This is a genomic window from Rhodopseudomonas sp. RCAM05734, assembly GCF_052658035.1.
This window is the reverse complement of the sequence record NZ_CP199742.1, coordinates 1979261-1992012: the sequence shown is the minus strand read 5'-3', so window position 1 is coordinate 1992012 and position 12752 is coordinate 1979261. Positions and strand designations below refer to the sequence as shown.

The 12752-nt window shown below is 62.0% G+C and carries 8 protein-coding genes and 2 pseudogenes; 5 read left to right on the top strand and 5 right to left on the bottom strand.

The window, feature by feature from the left end; translation table 11 throughout:
* Nucleotides 1-12: 12 nt before the first annotated feature.
* Nucleotides 13-1806 (bottom strand): potassium/proton antiporter, encoded by a 1794-nt coding sequence (locus ACUXVA_RS09495; protein WP_445491800.1) that lies wholly within the window; start codon nucleotides 1804-1806, stop codon nucleotides 13-15.
* A gap of 224 nt (nucleotides 1807-2030) precedes the next feature.
* Between ACUXVA_RS09495 and ACUXVA_RS09490 the strand changes: the two genes are divergently transcribed.
* From ACUXVA_RS09490 to ACUXVA_RS09470, 5 genes and pseudogenes are all read left to right on the top strand, one after another.
* On the top strand, nucleotides 2031-3344 hold the full coding sequence (locus ACUXVA_RS09490) for a mechanosensitive ion channel family protein (protein WP_445491798.1): 1314 nt from the start codon (nucleotides 2031-2033) through the stop codon (nucleotides 3342-3344).
* Between the two features lie 4 nt (nucleotides 3345-3348).
* Complete coding sequence (gene sfsA / locus ACUXVA_RS09485; protein ID WP_265080535.1) at nucleotides 3349-4107, top strand: DNA/RNA nuclease SfsA; 759 nt, start codon at nucleotides 3349-3351, stop codon at nucleotides 4105-4107.
* Nucleotides 4108-4160: 53 nt separating this feature from the next.
* Entirely contained in the window at nucleotides 4161-4985 is an 825-nt protein-coding gene (map, locus tag ACUXVA_RS09480; RefSeq protein WP_265080536.1) for a type I methionyl aminopeptidase, read from the top strand.
* 195 nt (nucleotides 4986-5180) lie between these two features.
* Nucleotides 5181-5763: pseudogene (locus ACUXVA_RS09475) on the top strand (JAB domain-containing protein); the annotation flags it as partial.
* A 167-nt stretch (nucleotides 5764-5930) separates the two neighbouring features.
* Nucleotides 5931-7172 (top strand): tyrosine-type recombinase/integrase, encoded by a 1242-nt coding sequence (locus tag ACUXVA_RS09470; protein WP_445493271.1) that lies wholly within the window; start codon nucleotides 5931-5933, stop codon nucleotides 7170-7172.
* A 750-nt stretch (nucleotides 7173-7922) separates the two neighbouring features.
* Here the strand turns inward: ACUXVA_RS09470 and ACUXVA_RS09465 are convergent.
* The 4 genes and pseudogenes from ACUXVA_RS09465 to ACUXVA_RS09450 form a co-directional block, all read right to left on the bottom strand.
* Nucleotides 7923-8191, bottom strand: a pseudogene (locus ACUXVA_RS09465) (recombinase family protein); the annotation flags it as partial.
* Nucleotides 8192-8385: 194 nt separating this feature from the next.
* Nucleotides 8386-9606: a multidrug effflux MFS transporter gene (locus ACUXVA_RS09460; RefSeq protein WP_265080537.1), complete on the bottom strand. Its 1221-nt coding sequence runs from the start codon at nucleotides 9604-9606 to the stop codon at nucleotides 8386-8388.
* 207 nt (nucleotides 9607-9813) lie between these two features.
* Nucleotides 9814-10857 (bottom strand): linear amide C-N hydrolase, encoded by a 1044-nt coding sequence (locus tag ACUXVA_RS09455; RefSeq protein WP_265080538.1) that lies wholly within the window; start codon nucleotides 10855-10857, stop codon nucleotides 9814-9816.
* A 429-nt stretch (nucleotides 10858-11286) separates the two neighbouring features.
* A complete protein-coding gene (locus ACUXVA_RS09450; RefSeq protein WP_445491794.1) occupies nucleotides 11287-12687 on the bottom strand; it encodes an alpha/beta hydrolase family protein in 1401 nt (466 codons plus the stop codon).
* Nucleotides 12688-12752: the final 65 nt, after the last annotated feature.

Genomic DNA, 12752 nt, shown 5'->3' with positions numbered 1-12752 from the left:
GCGCAGGCGCGCTCAGTAGCCTGCCAGCGACGCCCAGATCGCGGCCGTCTTGCGCTTCAGCTTGCCGCCCGGCGTCAGCCTGACCGCGGGCACTTCGTCCTCCGGCAGCCGTAGTCCGACCACATTGACGCGGCCGCCGCCGAGGCTGCGCGCCACCAGCACGATAGTGTCGAGCGGCAGCGTGGCGCCTACAGTGGGCGCGTGGTCGAGATGCACATCGAAATAATCCGCCAGCGTCAGCGCGGCCTGATCGGGATCCACCGAGACGCCGTAGATGTTGGCCAAGTCGCCCAGCGTGATGTCGCCCAGCACCATGAAATCGCCAAGCAGATGCGGGTCTGGCGCTGTGCTCGGCGGCATGTCGACGAAGAAGCGATCCAGTGACTCCGCCTTTTCCGGCGGAGCCAGGAGATAGATGTAGTCGCCGGCAGCGACCGGCTCGGCCTCGGCGGGCGACAGGATGCGCTGATCGCGGATGACGAGAGTCGGCTTCGACCAGGACGGGATCAGCCCACGCTTCAGATACAGACTCTTCGGCCGCACTGCATAGCCGACCGGCTGCTGTTCGAGCTGGCCGGGCAGATCGAGCTCGATGCGCCGCGGCCCCTTGTCGGTGCGCGGCAGCGCCACGTGGAGTTTCCGCGCGGCGAAGGCCAGCGTCCAGCCCTGCAGCAACAGCGAGATGATAACCACGACGAAGGCGACGTCGAAATACAGATAGGCCTTGGGCAATTCGACCAGCATCGGGATCGACGCCAGAAAGATCGCCACCGCACCGCGCAGCCCGACCCAGGCCACGAACATCTTCTCACGCCAGTTGAAGCGGAACGGCGCGAGGCACAGGAACACCGCGACCGGACGCGCCACCAGCATCAGCACCAGCGCCACCCCGACCGCCGGCAGCATACTGCCGAGCAGGCGCTGCGGCGACACCAGCAGGCCGAGCAGCACGAACATCACGATCTGCGCCAGCCAGGTGGCGGCATCGAGAAACGCCACCACCGAATTATGCGCGCGGGTCGGCCGGTTGCCGATGATGATGCCGGCGAGATAGACCGCGAGAAATCCAGAGGCATGGGCGATCTGCGACATCCCGAAGATCACCAGCGCCGCGGTGCAGACGAAGGGGGCATGGAGCCCCTGCGGCAATGCGACCCGGTTCAGCGCCAGCACCACGAGGCGGCCGCCGACCACACCGATCAGGGCGCCGAGCGCTACCTCCTGGCTGAATTCCATGGCCACGTGCCAGATCGACGTGCCGCCCACGGAAATCAGCTTCACCAGCGCCAGGGTGAGAAATACCGCGAACGGATCGTTGGTGCCGGATTCCACTTCCAGCGTGGCACCGACGCGCGGGCGCAGGCGCAGCCCCTGCGCGTGGACCAGCAGGAAAACCGCGGCAGCGTCGGTTGAGGCGACGACGGCGCCCACCAGCAGTGCCTCGACCCAGTTGAGGTCGAGCGCATATTTGGCCACCGGCGCGGTGATCAGCGCTGTCAGCAGCACGCCGACGGTCGCCAGCAGCATCGACGGCGCCAGTACGGTGCGAATGCTCTGAAACCGGGTTTTCAATCCGCCGTCGAACAGGATCAGCGCCAGCGACACCGAGCCCACCAGATAGGTCAGGCGCACATCGTCAAACCGCGGCTGGCCCGGGCCGGAGTCACCGGCCAGCATGCCGATGAGCAGGAACATCAGCAGCAGGGGGGCGCCGAAGCGCAGCGCCAGCAGGCTCGACAGGATACCGGCCATGACCAGGACCGCGCCGAGCAGGATGGCAATGCTGACTGAATCAAGTGAGGCCATAAGGCTCCGTCTTCGCAAATAGCTGCAGTTGCATCCTTATCGCCGTCACCCATTGCCGCCAAACGTTTTCTGACAGGCACGTCAAAGCACCCGATTCACTGCTATTCCTGCCCATGGGACGCTACACAGATGGCGCAGCCACGGTGCTTGTGTGAACCTGCGCGGTATTCGAATCAAATATGCGACACGGGCCCCGCCCCCCCGCAGGAGACGAGACGTCGACGATGTTTGACCTGACCGACATCCATGAATTCGTGCTGGCGCTCGGTCGCTCCCTCGGTGCGGAGATCGCGTCGCCTTGGTTCTACATGCAGCTCGGCCTGATGCTGGCCGGCGCCGGGATCGCCTTCGCCGTGGGTGCGGGCGTGCGCGCCCGGCTCGACACCACCTCGCTGGCCATGGGGTGGCCGGCTCCGCTGCGCCTTTTCATGCGGGTCTTCATCGGCTGCGCCTCGACCGTGGTGTTCGCCCTGCTGATGGCGGTGGCGCGCGTCGTGATGGTCAGCGCGACCTGGCCCAGCCGCAGCTACCTTCTGGTGATCTCCGCCAAGCTGGCGCTGGCCTGGCTGATCATTCGCCTGGTCACCAGCGTCATCCGCAACGAGTTCATCGTCCGCCTTGTCGCCATATCGGCCTGGCTGGTGGCCGCGCTCAGCATTGTCGGCCAGCTCGGCCCGACCATCGACGCGCTGGATTCGGTGGCGATCGATCTCGGCGGCCTGCGGCTGACCCCGCTGCTGCTGATCAAGCTCGGCGTCTTGCTCGCGGTGGCGCTGTGGCTGTCGAACCTGACCAGCAACTTCCTCGAAGTCCGGATCCGCCAGTCGCGTGACCTGACGCCGTCGATCCAGGTGCTGCTGGTCAAGATGGTCAGGCTGGCGTTGATGCTGCTGGCCATCACCATGGTCATGAGCGCCGTGGGCATCAACCTGTCGGCACTGGCGATCTTCTCCGGCGCGATCGGCGTCGGCATCGGTTTCGGTCTGCAGAAGATCGTCGCCAATTTCATCAGCGGAGTCATCCTGCTGGCCGACAAGTCGGTGAAGCCCGGCGACCTCGTCACCATCGGCGACAGCTCCGGCCGGATCAGCGCGATGAACACGCGCTACATCTCGGTCGCCGCCGGCGACGGCCGCGAATTCCTGATTCCCAACGAGGACCTGATCACCCAGAAGGTGGTGAACTGGACCTACACCGACAAGAACACGCTGGTGAAAGTCAATTTCGGCACCAATTACGACGCCGATCCGCGGCTGGTCTGCCAGCTCGCCATCGATATCGCTGCGGCGTCGCCGCGCGCGACAAAGCCGAAGCCGCCGAACTGCCTGCTCACCGAATTCGCCGAGGCCGGCATGAAATTCTCGCTGACGTTCTGGATCGCCGATCCGGACGGCATGGACGCGGTGAAAAGCGACGTGATGCTGGCCCTGTGGGACGCGTTCAAGCGCGAGGGAATCCGCGTCCCCTATCCGGTGCGCGAGATCCGCATTCGCGGCGGCGCGCTGCCGGTGGAGACCACCGTCGAAGTCCAGAGTTGAGCGCATGCGATTTGCGGCCGAACTGATCCCCGCAACGCTGCTGCGGCGCTACAAGCGTTTCCTCGCCGACGTCGAGCTGGCCGATGGCACACAGCTCACCGTGCATGTCGCCAATCCCGGCGCCATGATGGGCCTGCAGGCGCCGGGCGCCCGCGTCTGGCTATCGAAGTCGCCGAGCGTCACGCGCAAGCTGCCGTATTCGTGGGAGCTGATCGAGGTCGATTTCGGCGGCGGCGCCGAACTGGTCGGGGTCAACACCATGCACCCCAACGCCATCGTGGCAGAGGCGCTGGCCGGAGGCGCCATCCCGGAACTTGCCGGCTACGCCAGCATCCGCCGCGAGGTAAAATATGGTGAAGCCTCCCGGGTCGATTTCCTGCTTGAGGACCCGACGCGGCCGCCCTGCTATGTCGAGGTCAAGAACGTCCACATGATGCGCCGGCCCGGCCTTGCCGAGTTCCCGGACTCGGTGACCGCCCGCGGCGCCCGCCACCTCGACGAACTGGCCATCGTCGCGGCGGCCGGTGCCCGCGCGGTGATGCTGTTCGTGATCCAGATCGGCTCTTCTACGGCCTTCGCCCTGGCCCGCGACATCGATCCGGCCTATGGCCGGGCGTTCGACGCCGCGCGCGCCACTGGGGTCGAGGCGATCGCCTACACCTGCAGGATCGCCCATGACGGGCTGTTTCTGGCCGAATCTGTGCCGATCGAGTCGCAAAAGCCGGCTATCGGGCGTCCGCAGGGCAACTCCGGCTTGCGCTGACCGCCCCGATCACTAAATTGGGTCCAGTCATTCATTCCCCGGCAAATCATCCTATGAGCTACGTCGAAGCTTCCGAAGCATCCCTGCGCAAAACCGGGCAGATCAAGCTGCACGGTCCCGGCGCCTTTGCCGCCATGCGCAAGGCGGGCGCACTGACATCGCTATGCCTCGACGAACTGACCGATGTGGTCAAGCCCGGCGTCCTGACCTCGCAGATCGACATTTTCGTCCGCGAATTCGCCTTCAGCCACGGCGCCTATCCGGCGACCCTGATGTATCGCGGCTACCGCTACTCCACCTGCATCTCGATCAACCACGTTGTCTGCCATGGCATGCCCGGCGACCGCGTGCTGAAGGAAGGCGACATCGTCAACGTCGATGTCACCTTCATCGTCGACGGCTGGTACGGCGATTCCAGCCGGATGTACGCCATCGGGCCGATCGCCCGGAAGGCCGAACGGCTGATCGAGGTGACCTACGAATCCCTGATGCGCGGCATCGCCGCGGTGAAGCCGGGCGCCACCACCGGCGATATCGGCCATGCCATCCAGAGCTTCGTCGAACCGCAGCAGATGAGCGTGGTGCGTGATTTCTGCGGCCACGGTCTCGGCCGCATGTTCCACGACGAGCCGAACATCATCCATGTCGGCCGTCCCGGCGAAGGCGTCCCGCTGAAGCCCGGCATGCTGTTCACCATCGAGCCGATGATCAATCTCGGCAAGCCGCATGTGAAGATCCTGTCCGACGGCTGGACTGCGGTGACCCGCGACCGCTCGCTGTCCGCGCAGTTCGAACACACCGTCGGCGTCACCGCCACCGGCGTCGAGATATTCACCTTGTCGAAGCGGCACAACGAACAGCCGCCGTCCGCGGCCTGATCTCTCCGTCCTCATCCTGAGGAGCGCGCCCTTGCGCGCGTCTCGAAGGATGGCTGTCACGTCCCAAGGTTCGAGAGGGCACCACAAGGCGCCTCCTCACCATGACGGACAATGGTCAATCGCGGCAATTCGTAGTTGCAAAAGCTGCCGGGCACGGCATGCTGACGGGCACCGTTCACCGACCCCGTTGCGTCCATGCCCGCAGATGCCAAGCAGCCTAGCGCCGCCCTCCCCGGACTCGACGAAGCACCGCATTATCACGGCCATCGCGAGCGCTTGCGTGAGCGTTTTCGCGGCGCCGGCGCCGACGCGCTCAGCGACTATGAACTGATGGAGATGGTGCTGTTCCGGGCGCTGCCGCGGCGCGACGTCAAGCCGCTGGCCAAGGCGCTGATCGGCAAGTTCGGCTCGTTTGCCGAGGCGGTCCACGCGCCGGAGGCCCGGTTGCGTGAAATTGCCGGTCTCGGCGAATCCACCATCATCGAGATCAAGCTGATCGCCGCAGCCGCCAGCCGCGTCGCCAGGGGCCAGTTGAAACAGCGCACGGTGCTGTCGTCATGGGCCACGGTGATCGACTATTGCCGCACCGCCATGGCCTTCGCCGACAAGGAACAGTTCCGCGTCCTGTTTCTCGACAAGCGCAACCAGCCGATATCCGACGAGGTGCAGCAGGTCGGCACCGTCGACCACACGCCGGTCTATCCCCGCGAGGTGGTGAAGCGTGCCCTGGAGCTCTCCGCCACCGCGATCATCATGGTGCACAACCACCCATCTCGCTCTTCAAAGTCACGATCGATCACGTTCAATTACATTGAATCATTGATCTTTTTATCCTTGCGCACTGGGGACGGAGCTTGGCGTATTGGGGGCTGTTCTTGTCGATCGAAAGCACTACTGTCCCCAATCGCCGAGACTATACCGCCCCCAACTTCACAAGAGTTCGTCATGCCCAGCCTCACCGACGGAGCCGTTCGCCAAGCTATCAAGCGCGTGGAGAAATCCGGGAAGCAGGAAAGTCTTGCGGATGGCGAAGGTCGCGGGACCGGTCGACTCGTGCTTGTGCTGAAGGCAATGCCCAAGCGCGTCACGGCCGAGTGGATGGCCCAGCAATGGCGCGACGGGAAACGCACGAAGGCGAAACTCGGCAACTATCCGTCGATGTCGCTCGCGCAAGTCCGTGAGGTCTTTAAGCGCGACTATGCTGATCTGATCCAGAAAGGTCGTAGCATCAAGATTGCTACGGATACGCGTCCAGGCACCGTCGCCGATCTGTTCGAAGCCTACGTGCAGTATTTGAAAGATAACGGCAAACCTTCGTGGATTGATGTTGAGAAAGGCTTGAACAAAGTCGCCGACACGCTTGGGCGCAACCGCCTTGCCCGCGGGATAGAGCCTGACGAGGTCGCGGAGGTCATTCGCCCCATCTGCGACCGAGGCGCTCGTGTCATGGCGGACCATGTCCGCAGTTACATCCGCTCAGCCTATGGTTGGGGCATGAAGTCCGAACACGATTATCGGAACGCCTCCCCTCGCCGCTTTCAACTCGTCTATAATCCCGCAGCAGGCATCCCTACCGAACCGAAGAATATCGGAACGCGCTGGCTGGATGAGGACGAATTCGTCCAGCTATATCGCTGGCTCGAATGTCCGGATACTCCGGTGCATCCGCCTTATACCCGCGCCGTCCGCCTTCTGATGCTGACGGGACAGCGCGTCGAGGAGATTGCTCGCCTTCATGTCGATCAATGGGATGCGGATGAACGCATCATCGACTGGTCGAAAACAAAGAATAGCACGCCGCATGCCATTCCCGTCCCCATGTTAGCAGCCGAGCTGATCGATTCGATCAAGCCCAACGCCCATGGCTGGTTCTTTCCATCGGCGATGGATCCCACCAAGCCCGTCAGCCACAATACACTTTACAGCTTCATCTGGCGGCAACCTGACCGCGGTGTGATCCCGGTTGTTGCCAACAGGGATTTGCGCCGCACCTGGAAAACGCTCGCCGGCAAGGCTGGTCTTTCGAAGGAAATCAGGGATCGGCTGCAAAATCACGCACTGCATGATGTCAGCTCCAAGAACTACGACCGCTGGAACTACATGCCGGAGAAGCGTACTGGCATGAAGAAATGGGACAAGTTCGTCACCGGCCTGCTCAACAGGGAGCAAAACCGTAGAGCAGCTTGACGGCCAATTCTACGCAACAGCAGGTTGTGATTTTCTCGAGAACCAAGCAGATGTTTCAGACCTTAGCTACTTGGCTTGAAAAGAGACGCACCATTCGGCGGCGGTACCAAGCCGATGCGCGCATACTGCTTGTCGACGATGAGCCCGGCACCTACTACGCGGCGCAACGTCTAGCGGCTCGCAGTCGAAGCGCAGGTAACATGGCCGAATTCTGGCATTGGGCGAAGGTGGCGTCTGAGGTGGCACGTTTATCACCTCACACAGAAATGGATCTGCACGTCGTCCAAACCATAGCGGATGAAGAGCAATCTCGTGTCCGACGCTGAGTGCACATCTGCACATGGCTGTCGGAACCTGATGACGGATCTATTTCAGAAGCCTGATGACGCGAGCGAGCGCAAGAACGCAACACATTAGCTACCAAGCCTTTACAGTAATCTGGATTCAGTCTGATCCTCGCTGAGAGCCGCCCCAGGAGCGCGATAGGTTCAAATCGGGGAGGCGCAACCACCGATACCGACATTCGCGATGGTGGCCGTCTGAAGCGGACAGTCCCTACGTCCCGAACGCAGTTAACTTCCTCTAAGCTGTTTATTTCTCTCGTTGCGACAAGTGTTTCCGTCTCGTTTTGTTCACGGTCGTTTCACCCAATTCGTTGCGATTTCGTTGCGGCATTTCTTAACGCGAACGGCGACCGCTCAGACGTTACTATGTGGGGGATTTGAGCGCGCTTGCTGGGACTCGCCTAAGGTCCAACCGGCCGCGCAAACCGCGATGGGTCTTAGCAGCGAGGTCCTTCCGGAACAGGGCATTCATCGTTCCTTTGAGGCCGACATGAAGCTCAGAGATTTCGCCTTCAGCCAGAGTGACGATCTGCACGCCGGCGAAACGCAGATGCTTGAACAGTGTCGCCACATCGCCTGATCGCGAGAGACGCGATCCAATGCCTCGGCAAGCACAATGTCGAACCCCGCGGGCGACAATTTTCCGATGTCACGGTTGCCCTGAATAGCCGGGCGCTGAACCATCCCAGGAATCGGGTAAATGTCCGTTGCCGGGGAAGACCCTGAAGGAATCTGCTCCGTTTGAGTATTTCGCTGCCCCGCGGCCGTGCGGGCGCACATGTCGATTTCGGGATCGCGGGGCAACACCGACACTCCCGCACGCTCCCAATCTCCAAAGAGATGCCGACTGAGGTGGCTCGGGTTCTTTGTTAACGAAGCGCTGCGGTTTCGTTCTCCGTCGCCGCGAGGCGTCGGCCGAGCATCCAGGTCGCGGTGGCGAGAAGACCGCAGGCGAAGATGACGCCGGTCATCGGATAGGCGGTGCCGTTCTGGAGGGCGGCGACGACACTGCTCGCAGCGAAGGCCAAGCCGAATTGCAGCACGCCGATCAGGGCGGAGCCGCTGCCTGACTCCACGCCGGCCTCGGTCATGGCGACAGCGGCGGAATTCGATCCGATGACGGCGACCGAGGCCATGGTAACCCAGAGGGCGGCGACCAACCAGAACAGGTGGCCCGTCGCGGCGACGGAGAGCAGCACGAGGCCCGAGACGAGATTGAACGCCAGGGACCAGGACAGCAGCGTCCGCGTGTTCCACCATTCGAGCATCATGCGATTGGCCTGGGCCGCGACGATCAATCCGAAAGAGATGGCGCCGAAGAGATAGCCGAAGGTCTGTTCGCTCACACCGTATTTTTGGATGAAGACGAAGGAGGAGCCGCCGATGAAGGCAAACAGGCTCGCCTGCGCCAGGCCGCCAACGAGGGTCGGCACCAGGAACGCCGGGCAGCGGAGAAGTCGCCAGTAGTCGCTGAAGGCGCTGCCCAGGCCCGAGGTCTTACGCTTCTCCTTCGGTAGCGTTTCAGGCAGGAAGACGATCGTCAACGCGCCGCAGGCCAGCCCGAACAGCAGGATGAGGACGAAGAGGAAGCGCCAGTTCGCCACGGCGAGGATCAGGCCGCCGATCGTCGGGGCGACGATGGGGCCGACGGTCATGACGATCATCAGCAACGACAGGGCCTTGGCACTGTCGCGTTCCTCGAAAAGATCATTGACGATCGCACGCCCCACGATCATGCCGGCACATCCGCCGACGGCTTGGAGAAAGCGGGCCACCGTGAAGACGTGAATATCGGAGGTGCCGAGGCAGACGATCGTCATCGCGACATAGAGGCCGATGCCGACGAGCAGTGGCAGACGCCGCCCCCATCGGTCAATGAGCGGGCCGTAGAAGGCCTGGCCGACGGCGAGCCCGAGGAAGAAGACCGAGAGCGTGTTCTGAATGCTGTCGTCACCAACGCCGAAGGAGACGGCGAGCAGGTGGAATCCGGGCAGATAGAGGTCCGTCGCCATCGGCGCGAAGGCCGAGAGCATGCCGAGCACGATGAGGATGACGGTCGACGAGGCGGGGTGAGTGGGTTTGTGTGTCATTCTAGAGAAATCAAAGACCTATGGGCAAGACGTTCAAGGATTTCAAGTGGCCGGCGGGCGACGAACGACGATGATGAGCGCTATGTCTACGCTATAGCCCTCTAATGCTGCACACGATGAACCTATCGATCCAACAGCCAAGCTGCTCCCAAATTCCACAAGGCTGCGCATCTCGCGCCGCAGTTGCGATACGCTTGGCGTCCTCTGTTACTGCGACAGGAACTTGAAAGGTTCGGTCGCGACGAACTTGTCCGATACTTCGCCCGCATAGATTGGACGGCCGGTGAGATCGAGGCGGCTGGGCTTCGAACCAGCCGAGAGCTTAAGTTTATCGAGATCAACCCAGAAGATCGACGGATTATAGGAAGATTCAAAGTAGTATCGCTTGGTGCTGATATCGGAGACCGACCGCCAGATGGTGCCGGCAATATTTGGTTTCCCTGCTTCGGTGAGGCCGAGCGGCACCGAGATGCTACGGATCAGTGAGAAGGATGTGGCAATTGCCAGGCGATTGTCTTTCTCCTTAGGCGCGGCGTTGAGAGCCCAGCTTGTCCGCACAAAGCGATCAGAGGAATTGATTGTTCCCGGCAGGAAAGACAGGCCGTCGATATTCTTCCAATAGGTCGCGATCGCCAATTGCTGATCGAAGGTCGGCGAGTTCGTCATCACCGTGTATTTCGGGCTATGGTGAATAACGAGCTTGCCATTCAGATATTCGAAGATCGCGCTATCGCCCGTGGCATCCGCCAGAGAGAGATGTCCACCCGCCGCACTGCCATCGGGAAGCGCCGGTGCGACAACGGCAAAGGGTTCCTTGGAGAGCGCCTCCACGGCGTCGGCTACGGTTGCGAAGTTATCTAGCACATATTGCGTCCAAGCGCCGACCGACATGAGCGGCTTGCCCGCAGTCTTGGCATCCCCGTAATCCGTCTCGACAAGATAGAGTGTGTTGGCAACGAGGCCGGCGGAATTCATGCCTTCGACAGTGGCGACATTATAGAAAGATGCGATCACAGAACCATATTTCGACGTCCAGCTCATGGAACCCTGCCCCAGGCCGCCATCACGCTTCATGCCCTGGGGAAAAGCCCACAGGTCGGTTTTGGGGTCTTCCATCCAATCCATCGAGCGACCGACGACGAAGGTTTTGTTCCCCGTCTCATAGATAAAGCGGGTGCAGGCATTGGCGACAACACTCACGAACGTGATCGCGGCGCAGACGATCGGGCCGATGGCGCGAAGCTTCTTCATGAGACGGTCCTCTTCCAGGGTATCAGGGCGTGACAAGCCAAGGGCTTCCAGGGACTCGGTAGTCTCTGTTCAGCATATTTTCTGTCACAAAAGACACTTGCGATTTCGTTAGCATGGAACGGTGCCGCGGCTATCAGGCGAATACAGTAGGAACGGAGCATCCTTACCCAAGTGGTCCGCACACAGAATTTCGACCGAGGGGCCGCGAAACGCGTCTTTTGGCTTCTGGTGTAAATCGGCGCAGCGTCCCGAAGCCGATCGGTGGGCTAAGCCATTGATCTAAAGAGCGGTGGAGGGGTCGATCTTGGACGCTTTTTCACATTTGGGAATCCTGAATGTACGATCCGACTTAGTCCATGTACAGCAGCCTCATACGGCGCGAGGGCTGTGGCGCAGAATAGCGCGCAGATGGGTGGGTTTCCCTTTCGATCACTCAAGGTAGGTGTGGAACCACTTCAACAAATTGTCTGAGCCGCGAAGCGTTGATGCGTCGCCGTAGAGACCCGCGAGAAACGTCGCGCGGTGACTGCCGCCCGCAACCGGAACCCCGCTCGCAAACCTGCCGCCTGCAGCCAGTGCGCGGAAAACCATCGCAGGATGGATTGCCTCGTCCGCCAGGCCGTAGTGGAAGCGGATCGGTGCGTCGTAGTTCCAGTAGGAGGCGCGATTGGCTGCCAGGTGCCTAAGGAAGGCGCTGTTGCGATCGTCGGTCGCGTGATCGAAGAACTCCGGAACCAACAGGTCTGAACCGGCGGGGAACGCCTTGTTTGGGTCGAAGTCGGTCTGATAGTCCTTCCAGTAGTTGAGAGCCATATCCTGGAATTCCGGCCGGACCGCGCTCCGCAGAAGCCCAGTCAATTTGTACTGAAGCTCATAGCTGCCCAGGGCAACGATCATGCACAGCGATATCCAGTTCGGCAGCGCCGGATAGGACGTCACGCCCCTAGGCAAGGCGAATGTCTGAAAACCGGCCCAGAAACTCCAGGCTTCGTTGAGGTCATTGAACGGGCTGGCTACGGCGGTCGCCGCGATCGGGCGGGATTTTGCCCGTAATGCCTGATGCAGCCATTGTGTGTTGAGTGCGCCCTGCGACCAGCCATGCAGGAAAAGCTTGGATGACCTGTGGCCCAACGATCGCATCGCGTCCTGTCCCGCTGCAAGAATGTCGATGCAGGTGCTGACGCTTACGCCTTTGACCGCGTAGCCTTCGCCGCGGCCGTCGCGGAACGGTCCCTTGCCGACGTAATCGGCTGCTATGACGGCATAGCCGCGCCCCGCGAATCGCTGAACATCGAAGAGCGTTTCAAGCGAGTCCGCCGCGTCGGTCAATTCATACGCCGGGTCGGCGAGACGCGTGAGGTTAGAAGGCACTTGATCGAACGACAAGATTGTGCCGTGCTGCCAGGACACGAGAGGCAGTTCGCCCTTGATGCCGGCAGGTACAGCCAGTAGACCGCTGATCTTCAGCCTCTCGCCGGTCTCAGGGACCACCGTATGCGTGACGATGCGGTGAAGATCGACATCAAAGCGCGCCCCGTCCTTTTGCGCGTCAAAGGACGGCAGGACGGTGGGCTTGTTGAACAGGGGAAAGGCCTTGGCGACCTGAGCATCCAGCCGCGCGGCGCTCACGCGGCATGAGCGATCGATGCCGGCCCGCCCCAGCCTGCCTTCGCCCGCGGCCAGCGCCGGCGTCGCGCCAGCGCATAAAGCGGCGGCGGTGGCCCCGGCACCGAGGAGGAGCGCCCGCCGCGGCAGGTCGAGGCCGCCCTTTGACGCCTGCGATTGCGTCGTCTGCGACGGGCGAGGGACGGCATTCGGGAGGGACGCCATGCTCGATTCCTTCGGTTCGTTTGGAGGGGAGGTCTTGTCATTGCCGAAGCGGCCCTGACAAGGCG

What these genes read in the sequence shown, in the direction of transcription:
- ACUXVA_RS09470 (WP_445493271.1), top strand. Translation starts at nt 5,931, where the DNA reads ATGCCCAGCCTCACCGACGGAGCCGTTCGCCAAGCTATCAAGCGCGTG.
- ACUXVA_RS09495 (WP_445491800.1), bottom strand. Translation starts at nt 1,806, where the DNA reads ATGGCCTCACTTGATTCAGTCAGCATTGCCATCCTGCTCGGCGCGGTC.
- ACUXVA_RS09490 (WP_445491798.1), top strand. Translation starts at nt 2,031, where the DNA reads ATGTTTGACCTGACCGACATCCATGAATTCGTGCTGGCGCTCGGTCGC.
- sfsA (WP_265080535.1), top strand. Translation starts at nt 3,349, where the DNA reads ATGCGATTTGCGGCCGAACTGATCCCCGCAACGCTGCTGCGGCGCTAC.
- ACUXVA_RS09460 (WP_265080537.1), bottom strand. Translation starts at nt 9,606, where the DNA reads ATGACACACAAACCCACTCACCCCGCCTCGTCGACCGTCATCCTCATC.
- ACUXVA_RS09455 (WP_265080538.1), bottom strand. Translation starts at nt 10,857, where the DNA reads ATGAAGAAGCTTCGCGCCATCGGCCCGATCGTCTGCGCCGCGATCACG.
- map (WP_265080536.1), top strand. Translation starts at nt 4,161, where the DNA reads ATGAGCTACGTCGAAGCTTCCGAAGCATCCCTGCGCAAAACCGGGCAG.
- ACUXVA_RS09450 (WP_445491794.1), bottom strand. Translation starts at nt 12,687, where the DNA reads ATGGCGTCCCTCCCGAATGCCGTCCCTCGCCCGTCGCAGACGACGCAA.